Here is an 18011-nt window from a genome sequence, read left to right as displayed (position 1 = left end):
AACGTGGGTCACATTGAAGTAAAATTCCGCACCATTTTAAAGACAACTGGCATAACGCCAGTACAGACCTATTTATTGAGGTGAGAGGCACATGCCGGTAATTAAAGTACGTGAAAACGAGCCATTTGACGTTGCACTGCGTCGTTTCAAACGTTCCTGCGAAAAAGCAGGCGTATTAGCTGAAGTACGTCGTCGTGAGTTTTATGAAAAACCAACGACTGTACGTAAACGCGCTAAAGCATCTGCTGTTAAGCGTCACGCTAAGAAACTGGCTCGCGAAAACGCACGTCGCACTCGTCTGTACTAATCGCTGCGGCCGCGCCGCAACTTAGTCAGACCGCAGTAGTTGCAGTTAATGGCCGTGTTTCCGGAAGGAAGCGCGGCTTATTATCGTTATCAGACAGGCGAAAAAGGGGTTATGGCCGGGCGCATTCCACGCACATTTATCAACGACTTATTAGCGAGAACCGATATCATCGATCTTATCGATGTCAGGGTGCCGCTGAAAAAACACGGTAAAAATCACCAGGCGTGTTGTCCTTTCCACAACGAAAAAACTCCCTCTTTTACAGTCAGCAGCGATAAACAGTTTTACCACTGCTTCGGCTGTGGTGCCCACGGCAATGCTATTGATTTTTTAATTAATTATGACCGGCTCGAGTTTGTCGAGGCGATCGAAGAATTAGCAGCAATGCACGGGCTGGATGTTCCTTATGAAACCGGAAGCGGCAGCAGCCAGATAGAAAAACATCAGCGCCAGAACCTGTATCAGCTGATGGAAAAACTGGACAGCTTTTACCGCCATGCATTACAGGCCGATAACGCCGGTCATGCCCGTGAGTATCTGAACCGCCGGGGTCTGAGTCAGGAAATTATCAGCCGGTTTGCAATCGGCTATGCCCCCGCCGGATGGGACAACGTTCTCAAACGCTTTGCCCGCAGTGAGGATGATCGTCAGCAGTTGCTGGATGCCGGCATGTTAGTGGTCAATGATAACGGCCGCTGCTATGACCGTTTCCGGGAACGTGTGATGTTTCCTATCCGCGACCGGCGCGGCCGGGTAATTGCCTTCGGCGGACGTGTTCTTGATGACGCACTGCCGAAATACCTGAATTCACCGGAAACCGATATTTTTCATAAGGGCCGCCAGTTATTCGGGCTGTATGAAGCGCAGCAGAATAACCGCGAACTGTCCCGCATCCTTGTGGTGGAAGGCTATATGGATGTGGTTGCCCTGGCACAGTTCGGTATTGATTATGCGGTGGCCTCACTCGGGACATCGACAACGGCAGAGCACATACAGTTGCTCTATCGGACATCTGATACCATAATTTGTTGTTATGACGGAGACCGCGCCGGACGTGAAGCCGCCTGGCGGGCACTCGAAACTGCTCTTCCCCATCTTAATGACGGGCGGCAGCTTCGTTTTATGTTTTTACCGGACGGCGACGATCCGGATTCACTGGTGCGCCGCGAAGGCCGTGAAGCCTTCGAGCAGCGGCAGAATGAGGCACACAGTCTGTCTCAGTTTCTGTTCGATACCCTGCTGCGCCAGGTGGATATGAGCACCCCGGAGGGGCGCAGCAAGCTGAATGCCCTCGCCATGCCGCTGATAAGCCGCGTGCCGGGTGAAGCCCAACAGGCGTTTTTATTGCAGGATCTGGGCAATTTACTCGGATTACCGGATATCACGCAGCTCAAACAGGCGGTCCGCCAGAGTGAAAACAGTCCCGGTTATCAGGCTCCGAAACTGAAACCGACTACCATGCGGATCCTGATTGCCCTGCTGGTGCAGAATCCGCAGTTTGCACAATTAGTGCCGCCGCTGGAATCCATTGATACCAGCCGTATTGCCGGTTTTTCATTATTCAGGGAGCTGATTGATACCTGTTTATCACAGCCCGGGCTGACCACCGGTCAGTTACTGGAACACTACCGTGATAATAAATTAGCGCCACAGCTTGAAAAACTGGCCGGATGGAACGATATAGAGATAGATGAGATAGCAGAAAAAACCTTCAAAGATGCCTTAAATCATCTGGTGGTATCTGCTCTCAATGACAGATTTAACTTCCTGATCGCCAAAGAGCGGACAGAAGGTCTGACCCCTGAAGAGCGCAATGAAGTGAGTCTTCTCGTGCGGGTCCGGCAATAAGTATTATTATTAAACTATGATGAATATAACGGCTTAAGTGCCGCAGACAGCAGGAACAGCCCTGCATGCCATGTCACCAAGGTTCATGGCCGAAGAAAAGAAATCCTTGATTGTTATTGTTGCTGGCTAAGTTGTTTTGCCGACCAACACAAACCTAAATACTCAGAAGTGTGGATACCGTCTTATGGAGCAAAACCCGCAGTCACAGCTGAAACTTCTTGTCACCCGTGGTAAGGAGCAAGGCTATCTGACCTATGCTGAAGTCAATGATCATCTGCCTGAAGATATCGTCGATTCTGATCAGATCGAAGATATTATCCAGATGATCAATGACATGGGCATTCAGGTAATGGAAGAAGCACCTGATGCTGATGATCTGATGCTGGCAGAGAATTCAACAGACACCGATGATGATGCAGCCGAAGCTGCAGCACAAGTCCTCTCAAGTGTAGAATCGGAAATTGGCCGGACCACTGACCCTGTACGTATGTATATGCGTGAAATGGGGACGGTAGAACTGTTGACCCGCGAAGGCGAAATTGACATTGCCAAGCGCATCGAAGATGGCATCAATCAGGTTCAGTGTTCCGTTGCTGAATATCCTGAGGCAATCACGTATTTACTCGATCAGTACGACCGCGTTGAAGCAGGCGAAGTCCGTCTTTCTGACCTGATTACCGGCTTTGTTGACCCGAACGCGGAAGAAGATCTGGCACCAACCGCAACCAACATCGGTTCTGAGCTGCCGGCCGAAGAATTAAACAAAGATGACGACGACGAAGACGAAGAAGAAGAGGATGACAGTGACAGCGATGACGATAACAGCATCGATCCTGAACTGGCTCGTCAGAAATTCGAAGCGCTGCGTGTGCAGCATGAAAAAGCGCGTCAGCAGATTAAAATTCACGGCCGCGACCACCCGAACACCAATGCGGAAATCCAGCAGCTCTCTGAAGTTTTCAAAGAGTTCCGTTTAGTTCCGAAGCAGTTTGACCATCTGGTCAACAACATGCGTGAAATGATGGATCGTGTCCGTCAGCAGGAACGCTACATCATGAAACTCTGCGTTGAGCAGAGCAAAATGCCGAAGAAAAACTTCATCACCCTGTTCACCGGCAATGAAACCAGTGATTCCTGGTTTACTGCTGCTGTCGCGATGAACAAACCGTGGTCTGAAAAACTGCAGGATGTCGCGGAAGAAGTTGAACGCAGCCTGCAACGTCTGCGTCAGATTGAAGAAGAAACCGGCCTGACCATTGAACAGGTCAAAGATATTAACCGCCGCATGTCTATCGGTGAAGCGAAAGCCCGCCGTGCGAAAAAAGAGATGGTTGAGGCGAACTTACGTCTGGTTATCTCTATCGCGAAAAAATACACCAACCGTGGCCTGCAGTTCCTGGATCTGATTCAGGAAGGTAACATCGGTCTGATGAAAGCGGTTGATAAATTTGAATACCGTCGTGGTTATAAGTTCTCAACCTATGCCACCTGGTGGATCCGTCAGGCGATTACCCGCTCTATCGCGGACCAGGCGCGTACTATCCGTATCCCGGTGCATATGATTGAGACTATCAACAAACTCAACCGTATCTCCCGTCAGATGCTTCAGGAGATGGGCCGTGAGCCGTCACCGGAAGAACTGGCAGAGCGGATGCTGATGCCGGAAGATAAAATCCGCAAAGTGCTGAAAATCGCCAAAGAGCCAATCTCAATGGAAACACCGATTGGTGATGATGAAGATTCGCACTTAGGGGATTTCATCGAGGATACCACCCTCGAACTGCCGCTGGATTCAGCCACCTCAGAGAGCCTGCGTTCCGCAACTCACGAAGTGCTGGCCGGCCTGACCCCGCGTGAAGCGAAAGTTCTGCGTATGCGTTTCGGTATTGATATGAATACTGACCACACGCTGGAAGAAGTGGGTAAACAGTTTGACGTTACCCGCGAACGTATCCGTCAGATTGAAGCGAAGGCACTGCGCAAACTGCGCCACCCGAGCCGTTCTGAAGTGTTACGCAGCTTCCTGGACGAATAATCCGCTTCAGGATCAGAGCATTATCAGGCGCCGTTTAACGGCGCCTTTTTTTATGCTTATTCATTGCCGGACAAGAAGTAATTCACTTACACAATTGATATTCAGAAATCATTTTTGACAGGCAATATTCCGCTCATAAAACAGTCAGATAGACAAGAAACGCTAGACCCCGCAGACAACTGGCAGTATAATCTCACCCACTTCGGCCCCTTAGCTCAGTTGGTTAGAGCACGCGACTCATAATCGCTTGGTCACTGGTTCAAGTCCAGTAGGGGCCACCAAATTTTTACTGATTTATCAGTGTATTAAGCCACTCTTCACAGGGTGGCTTTTTTACATCAGGTGCTGAGTGTCGCAAAAGTGATCCACCAATTTTTTGATTTGTGTGCCAATATCAGGCAGGTAATGCAAATATCCCTGCAAACCTTACTAATGATATTCATAAATCTCAGGGATATTGTTATTCTGAATATCTCTCGGAAACGAATGCAATATATTAAATCTTCTTTGTCAGGTTAATTTTCCGCCCAAACTTCGCTTCTTTGTATCATCTCCCGTTTGTTATTCAGATAACGATTTTTCCGCATCAAAAAACCGATTACACCGGATATTCTCCGATAATAACAGGCTGTTTTCATTTATTTTTCTGTTGGCCGGATAACATTGAATTACCTCTCCATTCCGTTACACTAAGTGAAATTTTTATTTTCTGTCTTACTGTTTATTTAAGATTAATCCGTATAAGGACTGATATGACAAAGCAACGTAAACTGGGGCTTGCTCTGCTTATTGCTATTGCACTGTCCGGCGGGGCCTGGCTGACGTATTCAGTGACGTCCGGCAGCACCCCGGCAGATAAAGGCTATGAGCTGTATTTATCCGGGGATACTGACGGGGCATTCCGTTATTTTTCCGCAGAGGCGGAACATAATCCGCAGGCAGCCTATGCATTGTCTGTAATGTATCTCAACGGCTATGATGTACCGGCCAATGCGTTGCTGGGTTATCAGTGGCTGGAACGGGCCGCAAACGCCGGTAATAAAAGTGCCTTATACAACCTCGGTTATTACCGCTATCACGGTATAACACAAGATACCGCACAGGATCAGTACGGTATTACCTCCCTGAAGGCTGCGGCACAGGCCGGTGTCCGTGAGGCTCAGGAATTACTGGGCACTATTTATCTCCTCGATAAATACGGCAATATTCCGTCAGATGCAGAACAGGCGCGGAAATATATGACTGCGGCCGCAGATCAGGGATCGTTTTTTGCAAAATTCGCGCTGGGTTATATCGCGTATGAATATGATAAAGATTATAAAAAAGCGGTTGATATTCTGACACCGTTACTCAGCGAGCAATTTACCCTGCCTGCTATGCTGCTTTCCGGAATATATGAAAAAGGCGGTCACGGAATAGAAGCCGATCCGGGACAGGCAAAAAAATACCGCTATATGGCATTTTCACAAATCAGCTCACTCAATGAAGATGATTTGATGCCGAAAGCATTATCCCTTTTCGGCTCAGAAACGGCAGATGAAATAACCGCCCGGCTGGCAAAACTGGAAAAAATGGCAGAGAACGGCAATCAGTATGCCCGTTATGCCCTCTATGACACTTATATGCAGGGAACGGGTGTTATCGCAGATAAAGAAAAAGCCCTCCGCTATTTACAGCCGCTGATTAATCAAAAAGATCCGAAAGCCCTTTATACCTGGTATCTTGATACCAAAACAAACCCTGAATATCTGACAGCCGCAGCTGATGCCGGATATCCCGATGCCCTTTATCTGCTCTATCAAATCCACCGTAATATCCGTTTTGATGATGCCTTCGGTTATGACCGGGAGCGGGCGGCGAAATACCTGAAACAGGCCGCGAATACCGGACATCACGATGCATTAATCAACATTATTGAGGATATTGCCGACAGCTATCAGTTTCCGGATAACGACACCAACGCACAGGTATCTGCCTATTTAGCCAAACTACTGGAAAAATATCCGGATGACCCGGAGGCGCTGATGCTGGCTTCCGCACGTTACGGTGACCAGGAAGGGAATATTTATGATCCGGTTCGCGCCTTTGAACTGAATAAAAAATCGGCTGAATTATCTCCCCTGCCGGATTCACAGGATCAACTGGCCTATAAATATGCCAGAGGTATCGGTGTTGAGCAGGATATGAAAAAAGCGGTCGGGATCTATAAATCGCTGCTGAGAGATCCCTATTTTCAGGATAAGGCTTACCGGCGTTTAACCGATCTCTATTTTTCCTTTGATACCGGCGGTGAGATTGATGAAAAAGAGATTATCGCGTTCCTGAAAAAAGATATCGAAGAAAATGATAACTACCGCCAGGCGTATTTTTATGCCGATTATCTGTTGCAGGAAGATCCGGTAAAAAACCGTAAACAGGCTATGGAACTGTATCTGAAAGCCGGCGAATATACCCCCAGTGCCGATGTTCACCTGGCAAAATCGCTTATTTCTCTCAATACCGGCAATAATGAACAGGCTTTAAAGCTGGCGCTGGAAATAATGAAAAGCGGATATGCCCGCTCCCTGCTGACGGAAAAAGAATGGCATGATGTCACGCAGATTGTATTCTCCGAAGGTAAAAACAATCTCCTAGCCAGGCAATTCTGGGTCCTGCTTGCCCTGCGGGATAATAACGCTGAAGCGCAGAAACTGATTGAACCGCTGCTGGGTCAGGATCCGGTTGTCACGTATTACTATGCGAAGCTGAAACTGGAAGATGCGGAAGATAAACCGGACATGACCGATGAGATCCTGCGTCCGGATATTGAACTGATGATGAAAGCGGCAGCGCTGGGCAACACGGACGCCGGTGAATACATTGTGAATCGTCTGAAGAGCGCGACCCGCTCCGGCACACAAAGTAACCTGAATCAGGCGTTTCTGCAGGTAACCGGACTGACAGAACGCGATATTGTGCCCCGGCTGACACAGTGTGCCGATGCCGGAGGATGGGCCTGTATGTATGAATTGGGCGAGATCTATTATGAAGGTAAATACGGTGTAAAAGCTGACCTGAATACCTCCGTCGCCTGGTACGAAAAAATTCCTGATCGCGATTACCGTTTCACAGAATCACGCCTGAGCAAAGTCAAAAAGAGCCGTGACACCCTGGCAGACCTGAATGCCCGCGTACAGAAAGGGGATGCTGAAGCCGCCTATGAATTATCTTATGCCTGGAGGAACGGCAACCACGGCCTGATTCAGGATCCGGAAAAATCACGGTATTACCTGAAAATGGCAGCCGAAGGCGGTAACGAAAATGCTGTCACCACACTGATTGATGACTACAAAAACGCAGACACGCTCAGTCCGGAAGATAAAAAATTGCTTCTGTCGCTGTATGACAAACTCCCGGGAACCGGCAATAACAGCTATCTGCGTGATCTGGGTACACAGTACCTGCAGGGCAGCAATCTTGTCAGCGCAGATCGTCAGAAAGCCCGTTATTATTTCAGCAAAGCCGGTGATTACGGTGCTCACTAGCTGAAAGCAATGGATCAGTTTGAAATAAATGTAAAACTGGCGGATGAAAGCCCAAATGCTGCTTATGAAACCGGTTATGCTTATTTTCTCGGGCGCGGCACACAAAAAGATCTGCTGCAAGCCCTGCCATACCTGCAAAAGGCAGCAGATGCCGGTCATAACTATGCCACAATCCTGCTGGCAGATACCTATGAAAAGGGAGAGTACGATAAAGAGACACAGCGACGGATTATCACACCGGACTGGGATAAAGCCATTGTCCTGATACGTGCCTACAAAGGGCCGCGTGATGTATCAGAAAATATCGCATTCTATGAGAGCACGATAAAACCGGCACTGGCCGGAGACAGCAGCGCCATGAACGCCGCCGGGGAACACTATAAGAGCAGCGGCTATTATGATACCACCCGTTACTGGTTTGAAAAAAGCGCGGAAAGCGGTTATCTGCCTGCATTCTGCGCTCTGGCCGGAGCGACTGAAACCAATAACGGTAAAATGGCGGTATTACGCCGTGGCGCGGAGAAAGGTGACAATTGCTCCGATACCATGCTGGCCATCATGCAGCTCAGAGAGAACCGCATTACACAGGATTCACCGGAGTGGACCGGTATTATCACCCGGGTGGAAAACGGTCTGAAAAACAGTGATGAAGAGGTGTCAAAAGCCGCGTTTGAAGCACTGACTCAGCTGTATCGCGGCACTCTCAGAGATGACAACGGCAGCTATCTGTATAAGGCAGACAACAAAAAATATCTCACACTGCTGGAATCAGAGGCAGATAAACGGACCGATGCACAAATCGCCCTGTTCTATTATTACCAGCAGAATAATGACATGGATAAAGCACTGTCTTATCTGCAAAAAGGCCATGATAACGGCGATATTTCTGCCACAGAAACACTCTACGAATACTATATGTCGCCGGAATATTGCCGCCGTGACGATGCCGATCCCGCTAAAGCGGAGCAGTATCTGACGGAGTGGCTGAAAAAATCGGACTATCCGGAAAATACCGATAACCATATGCTTATGCCGCCGGAAGACCGGACCAAAGCGATGGGTGATGCGTGGCTTGAAGGCTTCTGTCGCCGGGCACCGGATCCTGACAAAGCTATCGCGTGGTATACCCGCTCACTGACGTATAACAACACACATGCCCTGAAAGGTATGTATGACGCGCAGATAGCGAAGAAGAATGCATCAGAAGCCTATTACTACGGCTCACTTGCCGGTGTCAGCTCCCGGGAGGGGGACGACCTTATCGCCACACTGACGGATGCAGAACGCGAAACCGTGCTGCAGCGTATTAAGAAAAAGCAGGTGTATGAGCAATACGGTCGTTATGAACAGGAAATTGAAGCGAAGCGGCAAAAAGCAGAAAGCGGTGACGGCCCGGCGGCATTCTCGCTGGGGGTAAACTATGCCCGTGGCGAACGCGTTCCGGAAGATACGGAAAAAATGATCTATTACTATGAGCTGGCCGGTAAAAACGGGTACGCCCGTGCTTACAACGTGCTGGGTAATCTCTACCGCAAACCGAATGAGCGCGGGATCCCGGTCGACGGTAAAAAAGCCCTCGCGTATTTTGATGCGGGAGCAAAACTGGGTGACAGCAATACCGCACACCTCGCCGGGGATATGCTCTATTTCGGTCAGGCCGGGCTGGAAAAAGATTATCCGCAGGCTGCCCGCTATTATGAAATGACCTCTCTTGAACAGGGCAATCATCATGAAATGGCGAAATATAAAGTCGCGTGGATGTACTATCACAAAATGGCCGGTACCGGCAGCGATGATGATCTGCGCAAAGCACGGGATAACCTGATATTGTCGGCAAAATACGGCAATAAAGATGCCGCAGAAGCTTTAAAAGAGTGGGATTTTTCCCGTATCAGCGATAAAAAATAAATAAGCGGTTTTATTATCAGCACCCTCCCGGAATGTGATTTGTTCCGGAGGGTGTTTACAATTTACCTGTCCCTCACCCCCAGAATATCCACCTGAATAATCCGTGAATCTGCGCGGCCGTGGTCATCCACGGCGCGGATACGGTAGCGTCCGGCGGCTTCCGGTTTCCATTCCAGCGGGCGGCGGCTGGTGCTGTTACCGAGGTATGCATCACCGGCAAACCAGTAAATCACACTGCTGTCATTATCGGCGGTGGCGGTAAAAAACAGGGAGGATGGCTGTTTTGCTGTCCGTCGCAGTGTGTAAGTGGTGTTGCGCAGCGGAGAGGTAATTTGTGGCGGAGTACCGCCGATCAGGCTGTTGCCGCCTTTGCAGTGTGCGACAGACGGCGGGGTTTTCTTCGGCAGACCGGCCAGGGCAAATACCCGTGCCAGGTCAGACGGCCAGTATTCATAGATATCAATATTCACCTGTGCAGGATCATAAGGCGGGCAGACCACATCGCCGGTGATTTTATCCGTCGCCACCGGGCGGTAGATGGAATCAACCGCAATGGGAGATTTGCCCGGGATAAACCAGGTTTTGCCCCGCCGCTGACACCACTGCGTCGGCAGGTTGCCGCTGGCCAGACAAACCTCCACCTGACGGAGGTTCTCCGGCAGCGGAAAGTCCGGTTCCCGCAGTGCCGGATACTCCGCCATAATGTTGTCGATAATATTGAAAAACAGCGGTGCGGCAGCTTCCGCGCCAATCAGCGCACTGTTTCCGGTGCCGTCAAAGTTCCCGAGCCAGACCACCAGCACATACGGTCCGGTGATACCGCTGCTCCAGGCATCACGGAATCCCCAGGACGTGCCGGTTTTCCAGTACACCGGCAGTGTCATCGGTTTTTGCGCGAGGGTGTTACCGGGACGACGGTGCTGCCCCAGCATATCCAGGGTGATAAATGCCGCTTCCTCACTCAGCAGACGGACCGGCGCAGCGGGCTGTTCGGATTCGGTCATCCGCAGCGGGCGCAGAACGCCCCGGTTTGCGAGGATCGCATAGAGTTTTGCCAGCTCCTGCGCGGTCACTTCACCGCCGCCCAGGACCAGCGACAGCCCATAGTGTTTTTCTCCCGCCATCCCGGAGAGCCCGGCCAGACGGAGAAACTGATAGAGATTCGGTTTGCTGAGTTTTGCCGCGATATCCACCGCCGGAATATTACGGCTGTAGTTCAGTGCCTGTGTTGCCGGCAGCGGCCCCATAAAGCGCAGATCAAAGTTCTCCGGCGCGTAGCTGCCGAAAGTGGACGGCACATCTTTAAGAATGGTCAGCGGATGCAGTACGCCCTGCTCCAGCCCGAGAGCGTAAATAAAGGGTTTCAGTGCCGAGCCGGGAGAGCGTTTGGCGTTGGTGCCGTTCACCTGGCCGTGGATCTCCGTGTTGTAATAATCCGCCGATCCCACCAGCGCCCGCACGCCCATATCACGGGTATCGACGAGGAGCACCGCCGCATTATGCAGCCCCGCCTGCTGACGGCGGGCGATAAAAGCAGCCACCTGTTTTTCGGCAATGCGCTGAAGATTAACATCCAGCGTGGTAACCACCGTCTGCGGTTTTTCAGCACTGAACCGGTTCTGCCGGGCTATCTGCTCAATCAGATGCGGGGCGATGTAAGGCATCTGTTCCGGCTGACGCAGCATCAGCGGCAGTTCAAACAGTGCCGCCATGTTTTCATTGTCCGGATGCTCTTGCCGCCAGTGCTGCCAGAGCCGGTTGCGTGCCTGCATCAGCGGCTGGCTGATATCCGCACCTCCGGGTGTGACACGATATCCCGGCGACTGCGGCAGTACCGCCAGCGTCAGGGCTTCCGGCAGCGTTAAATCCGCCGGTTTTTTATTGAAATAGACCAGTGAGGCTGCCCCGGCGCTCTCAATATTCCGGCCATAGGGGGCATAGTTAAGATAGGCTTCCAGAATGTCGTGTTTGGAATAGCTCAGTTCCAGCTGCACAGCCCGCAGGATCTGTTCGGTTTTCCCCCGCAGGGTGCGGGTGTTGAGATGCCAGCGCATCCGTGCCAGCTGCATGGTGATGGTTGAGCCGCCCTGAAGCCGCTCCCCGCTGATATAACTGACAAAAAAACCGCGCGTGAGACTGTATGGGTTAAAGCCGGGGTGGAGATAAAACCAGCGATCCTCATAACGCAGCGTTCCCTCTGTCAGCAGCGGGGACATTTCTTCCAGCGGTGTCCACAGCCGGTAGCGGTCATCGTTTGCCAGCGTCAGGCGCAGCAGTGTGCCGTTGCGGTCATAATAGGCAACCGACAGAGGCACACCTTCTGACAGCGGCGGATGCGGCCAGAGGCGGAATCCGGTCAGAAACAGCGCCAGCAGGATAATTACTGCCGCCAGATTCTGTATTACACGCCGGATGCCGCTCATTCTGACCGATACCGCCCGTGCATTCAGGGTTTATCTGCGGCAGGCGGCAGAACCGTAAATACCCCGGCTGCCGCAGACTGCGCCTGAATCTCCCGGTCATACATGGCTTCGCCGAACGCCGGCGGAATGATAAATCGCCCTGTATTCACCGGTTTTATCTGATAGATAAACTCCTGACTATCCGCCGCGGCACTGCCGTAGATAAGCACTCTGTCCTCGCGGGCATCACTGAAGTCCGGTACCCAGCGGCGGCCGGTGCTGAACGGGAGCTGTGACAGTTGCAGGCTGTCCGCCGCTTCCGGATCCTGACGCACCACCTCAAACCCGCCCGGCAGCAGATCCGCCACCACAATATTATTCAGCCCCTGTCTGGCATTGGCGCGGATATGCAGACGGACATAGACTTTTTCGCCCTGTGCCGCACTGGTTATCACCTCACCTTTTTCATTCAGGTAATCACGGCTGATTTCCAGCCCTTTCGCCACCGCAGCCTGCGGCGGTGTGCGATCAAAACCGGATTCTGTCACCACATACCAGGCCGGGTTATCCGACGGATTATCAAAGCGGATTTCACTGACACCGTCGCTGAATTTTCCGGTCGCAGAGGCATTTTTCATCACCGAAATCACTTCAGGCGCTTCTGTGCCTTTCAGAACGCTGATAGTGAGTTCACCGGCTTGTGCCCCGCTCTGCTGCATATGACGGCTGTAGTATTCCATTGCCAGAATACTCATGGCCGCTGAATAGGTGGTGTAACGCTCATCTTTAAAGCGCAGCACCATGTTTTCCAGCAGTTGCGGCGGGATAGCAGACACTTTTTCCGGGAAGTGACGGACAATCAGGTAGAGCCGTGTGCTGTCCTGCACCAGCGGATCGAGGTAGCTCCGTGTCCACCATGCTTTGCTGTAAGCCGAGTTCAGGGCTTTCCAGGTCGGCGCCAGCATCATATCCGCCTGTTTATCCATCTTCAGCATTTTGTAGGATGCCGCGAGATACAGCGCGCCCGGGTCATCCTGCCAGGAGTCCGGATAACTGCTCTGCATCTGTGTCTGTACTTCAGCCAGCAGTCCGGTGGTCACCTCGCCCTGACGGGTCAGCAGGTAGACAGCAAAGGCGCGCATCCGCAGATCATCCTGCGTATTGAGCATCGGGTTCGCCGCCACTTTCTTCAGGTAAATATTGGCGGAGCCGAGCAGCGATTCCTGCACCGGATAGCCCGCATCCTGTGCTTCCAGCAGGAACTGCACCACATACAGTGTGACAAACGGATCGGTTTCCGGCATCGCCTGCCATTCGCCGATACCACCCTGACCGTTCTGCCGCGTCAGCAGTGTGGTCATGGTCTGTTGCAGCTGTTTGCGGATTTCCGTCTGTGACTGCAGTGTGCTGATTTCCGGATTACGCTGACTGAACAGCAGCGGAATGGCGCGGCTGGTGATCTGCTCCGAACAGTTATACGGATAATTATCCAGATACTGCGACAGCGCCTCACTCATCACCATCGGCGAGTATGAGACCCGCGCATCCCGCTTGGCATAGTTATCAAACATCTGCCGCAGCGCCGTCACCCGCTGCTGTTTACCGTCCATCCGTCCGAGAGACGAACGGGTGCGGTAAGCCGAGGCCGGGCGGACCGACAGATTCTGTGTGCGGACCGCCGATTTATCCCCGGAAGTGACGCGGAAGGTAATATCCGCCGTGCCCGGCAGCGCATTGGCTTTCAGGCGGAACGACAATACCGTTTCTTTCTTCTCACCGGGCGTGATCTGCTCATGGCTGCTGCCGGTGATTTCCAGTGCCGGATCGGCGCTGACGGTGACATCCAGCGGCACCGCTTCACCGTTCAGGCCGGTCAGGTTATTGGCGATACCGAGGGAGACATCAAATTCATCCCCCGGGGAGACCATGGCCGGAATATTCGGCGTCAGCACAAAATCATCCCGTACCGTGGTGCTGCTCTGTGTGTGGCCGATGCGGTCAGGTGAAACCGATACTGCCATCACGCGGATCTTACCGTTGAAATAATCCGGCACCTGATAATTAAAGACCGCGTCGCCATCAACGGCGGTGATCCCCGACCAGTACGCTACCGGTTCATCCCGCTTACGTTTGAACGGGTTAAGATGCAGATCGATTCCCTCTCCGGCATCCCCGCCCGGTGCTGCGGTCAGCGCCATCATTTTGCTGAATTCCGGCAGGATCAGGTCGAGGATCTGAGTGCTTTTCACTTCCAGCGCCCGTTTGCGGAAGAAATAGTCGAGCGGATCTTTCAGGCGGTAACGCGCCACCTGCAATATGCCCTCATCAATGGCAAAGACCACCACATTCTGCGGCGAGGTGGTTTTCACATGAACCGCCAGGTTTTCACCCGGTTTCATGACGTCCGGCGATGCCAGCGTGATCCCCGCATTAAACGCCTCATGGCTGACGCGGAACGGCTGCACGCCGAAGCTCAGCGGGCTCATAAAGATTTCATCGGAGTTAATATCACGGACAAACTGCACGTTAACATAGCCGTTGCCGGTCAGTTCTGCCGGTACGCGGATTTTCTGCACTGAGTTAGTGGTGTCTGCACGGAACCATACCCACTGATACACTTTGTCGCGCTCAATGGTGATAATACCGCTGCCGGTGTACGGCGCGCTGACGGCAATTTCAATCTCTTCACCCGGTTTATATTCCTCTTTATTCAGCGTCAGCTGCAGTTCCGCATTGCGATCCAGCGAGCGGGTGATGTTCGCGTTACCGGCGACGGTGTAGTCGGTTCTGTTCAGCACATTACCGTCCGCATCTTCCGCCTGTAAGATAAAGTGACCGGGTTTCGAGGTATTCAGTGTGATATCAGTGCCGGCGCTGCTGATAGTCAGCGGTTGCTCATCAATCCGGGTTTCTTTCAGTCTGGACTGATATTTGAAGACCCCGGACGGCTGGCGCATCAGTACAGAAATGTATTTCTGTTCCAGAAGCACCAGTTTCAGATTGGTTTTTTCGATGCGGGTCAGTGACGGATCCACCGCAATCAGATTCAGCATCCGCACTGCATCCTTACTGATGTAATCCGTGTCGCCGTCCGCTTTGATACCCACCAGAGAATCATGCGGGGAGACCAGTACCCGCGCTGCTGCCGTGACTGAACGGCCGCTGCCCGGCTCAAACGCTTCGGTGAACAGCTGTAACTGATAGGTCGCTTCCGCGTAATTTTCCAGCCCTAACGCCAGCGGGGCGGCACCGTTTTCATCGGTGGTACGCTCTTCCAGCTGGGTTTCAAAGTTATCCGTACTGCGGCTGTTTTCATAGAAACGGTAATCCGGATACTGCGTGAATGACGGATAAACCGGCCGCATAGTCATTTTTGTCGCGATACGGCGGTTCTGCGCCGGGGTGCCGAACAGGTTCTGCACATCAACCGCCGCCTGTAATTCCTCCGGTTTCACCCAGCCCTGCTGACGATCCGGCGTCAGTTTCAGTGCCACTTTCATGCTGTCCGGCTCAAACTCTTTCACCACCACGGTGGTGGTACCGAGCAGACGCAGGTCATTCTCATCTTTACCTTCCAGATAGAGATAGATATTCCAGTCGCCGGTCGGAGAGTTTTCCGATGTGGTGTAGCTCAGTTCGCTGAAACCGGTGGCATCCAGAATAATCTGCTGTGAATGCATCAGAGTATCACGCGGGTCGCGGATCTCCGCCCGTAGCGGAATACCGGTCAGCGGAGTTTTCCAGTCATAGGTGCGGGTGATAAGACCTGCATGAAAGGTTTCCCCCGGCCGGTAAATACCGCGATCTGAGAAGAGATAGCTGCTGAGGGTGCGCGGATCTTCCGGGGTTTCGTCGCCGTAAATATCAAAGCGCGAGAAATCCGGCTGGCGGTCATACCAGGCATTGACCGGCAGGAAGGAGACATCCCCCTCTTTTTCCGCCAGGAACATTACCGCCATCTGCTCATTGCGGAAATCATGCAGCGGCGGGAATGCGGCGTGACCGTCACTGCCGGTTGTCCGGCTCAGCAGTGTGGTGCCGTTTTTGGCCACTACAGAAACTTTCGCGCCACTGACCGGCTCACCGGTATACACGGACTGCACGAACACATCCCGCGAGCCGTCGGGGGAGGATTTCGCGATGATCCCCATATCAGTGACCACCACAAAGCGCGAGTCGAGAACCGCATCCTCTTCGTAATCCTCATCCCCTTCGTCATAGCTTTCCGCTTTCGGGGCTTCCGCCGGTTTAGCCGGATCCCACGCCCGCAGGCTCAGCAGGAATATGCCGCGTTTTGCGGATGGGTCAGCTGAGAGGTATTTGCTCAGGTCGATACCTTTGTACTGAATATCGCCGGGGTTGGCGGCAGACAGCGCCGTCTGGTAAGTAAAGTGCTCCGTAAAGTATTCATCACTCAGGCGGTTAAAATCCGTTGAGGTAAAGTTTTTATCCTTAAAGGAGACGATGTGCTGTAACTGGCCCGGGATCACCCGTTTCACATCCAGCTGCAGGCCCGGGAAGTTACGTGCCGCGACGGTGATCTGTTTTTCACCTTTCATCGACAGCAGTGCCCCGTCAGACATAAAACGCAGTGTTTTCGGGTAATCCGGGATGCGTACCGGCAGATAGCGTGATGTTTTCAGATAATAACCGCCCGCCGAACTCATACCGCCGGTGATCTCCACCAGCAGCCAGCGGTTGGCCGGGGCGTTATAACTGAAGCTGAATGCTGCCTGATTCTCCTGCTCGCTGTCATCCGGGGTCAGCGTGACCGGCTCTGATAATGTGATGACTTTTTCGCTGATATCGTCTGATTTCCAGTCGTCGTAAATCCCCTCAGAATTATAATCAGGGTGTTTTTCCGGCAGCAGACGGGCACGAACCGCTTTTGTGATCTGTTTTTCATTCACCGGGTCAGAGAATGACACAATCAGGGCGCGGCGATCTTTTCCGTCATCTGATTCCACCAGCTGACTATCGATGCCCGTCACATCCAGACTGTAGCGGTTCGGCACGATCACGCGGAAGGTTTCATCTTTGTCCGTGGTATTGGCCGGAACGGCCGCCCCGACACCGGCTCTGACTGTCAGCAACACTTCGCTGTCTGTATCATTGAGTGCCAGCTGCCCGGAGTGGATCCAGGCTTTGAGTTTTTTATCATCATAAGTGACGGTATACGGCACCGGCTTGCCGTCACGGGTCATGGACAGACGCGATTCCAGATTTTTGACATCTGCCGGGGCATTGAAGGTCAGGCCGATAATGGCGTGTTTTTTCATCGGATCCTGTGGATCCTGATAGAACTCCGCCCGGCCGCCGCGATAATAAAACTCAGGGGTGGTAAAGGTTTTTTGTTTCTCTGTTAACGCCACCTGCGGAGCCAGCAGTGTTTTGGCATCCATATCGACGGTGTAGGTTTTCCCCATCGGGAAGGTTTTTTTCGCCGTGAATACCAGCTTACGGTCATTACGCCACTGCCACTCACCTTCCATTGCGGGGGTCAGGGTAATACCGGCCGTGACCGGTTTGCCGATCAGTGTCACCGGTGCGGCAGAGCGGGAGAATGTCACCACCACAATCTGCGCTGAATTATCGTCACGGTTATAATTAACCGCCGAAGGGCGCTGCACAGACGCGGAAATATCCTGCACCACCAGCGGCGCAACATCCACCGGCTTCGGTTTGTTCTGATACCAGTGCCAGGTGTAATAACTGCCCGCTGCCACCGCAGCAGTCAGCAATAATAAGGCAGATATGGTTTTCGGATAGCGGTTTACACCCCGCTCCAGCCGGGCAAGCTGATTACCGGCAAAGGTCACCCAGCCCGGCACCGCCCAGCGGATCCGTCCGGTGAACGGGCGCAGCAGAAAACCCAGCAGAGTAAAGAGATAAACAAGACTGCGAGCCGCCAGACGCAGCAAAATAAAAGGTAAGCGGAGGATAAAACGCAGAACGTCCATGACAACATTTTCCTCTGTGTGTTGAGA

7 protein-coding genes and 1 tRNA gene are annotated in these 18011 nt (G+C 52.4%); 6 read left to right on the top strand and 2 right to left on the bottom strand.

Annotated elements, in window-relative coordinates; all coding sequences use genetic code 11:
- The first annotated feature begins 91 nt into the window (after window positions 1-91).
- The 6 genes from rpsU to JL661_RS18260 all read left to right on the top strand — a co-directional run bounded on the left by rpsU (window position 92) and on the right by JL661_RS18260 (window position 9622).
- A complete protein-coding gene (gene rpsU / locus JL661_RS03360) occupies window positions 92-307 on the top strand; it encodes a 30S ribosomal protein S21 (RefSeq protein WP_004240446.1) in 216 nt (71 codons plus the stop codon).
- A gap of 111 nt (window positions 308-418) precedes the next feature.
- Window positions 419-2155, top strand: coding sequence for a DNA primase (dnaG, locus tag JL661_RS03355; protein WP_024474555.1), 1737 nt, complete (start codon window positions 419-421; stop codon window positions 2153-2155).
- A 184-nt stretch (window positions 2156-2339) separates the two neighbouring features.
- Complete coding sequence (gene rpoD / locus JL661_RS03350) at window positions 2340-4190, top strand: RNA polymerase sigma factor RpoD (RefSeq protein ID WP_004236392.1); 1851 nt, start codon at window positions 2340-2342, stop codon at window positions 4188-4190.
- A 204-nt stretch (window positions 4191-4394) separates the two neighbouring features.
- Window positions 4395-4471 (top strand) — tRNA-Ile (locus JL661_RS03345).
- A gap of 471 nt (window positions 4472-4942) precedes the next feature.
- Window positions 4943-7714, top strand: coding sequence for a tetratricopeptide repeat protein (locus tag JL661_RS18265; protein ID WP_062771886.1), 2772 nt, complete (start codon window positions 4943-4945; stop codon window positions 7712-7714).
- Window positions 7715-7723: 9 nt separating this feature from the next.
- A complete protein-coding gene (locus tag JL661_RS18260; protein ID WP_062771889.1) occupies window positions 7724-9622 on the top strand; it encodes a tetratricopeptide repeat protein in 1899 nt (632 codons plus the stop codon).
- 62 nt (window positions 9623-9684) lie between these two features.
- On the opposite strand, the gene pbpC is transcribed toward JL661_RS18260, so the two are convergent.
- Together pbpC and JL661_RS03330 are read right to left on the bottom strand one after the other, a co-directional pair.
- Window positions 9685-12045 (bottom strand): penicillin-binding protein 1C, encoded by a 2361-nt coding sequence (gene pbpC / locus JL661_RS03335; RefSeq protein ID WP_004236388.1) that lies wholly within the window; start codon window positions 12043-12045, stop codon window positions 9685-9687.
- Between the two features lie 23 nt (window positions 12046-12068).
- Window positions 12069-17984, bottom strand: a complete 5916-nt coding sequence (locus tag JL661_RS03330; RefSeq protein ID WP_062771892.1) for an alpha-2-macroglobulin — start codon at window positions 17982-17984, stop codon at window positions 12069-12071.
- Window positions 17985-18011: the final 27 nt, after the last annotated feature.

It is taken from the genome of Morganella morganii (genome assembly GCF_019243775.1).
Taxonomy (GTDB): Bacteria; Pseudomonadota; Gammaproteobacteria; order Enterobacterales; family Enterobacteriaceae; genus Morganella; species Morganella morganii.
This window is presented reverse-complemented; position numbering and strand designations above follow the sequence as displayed.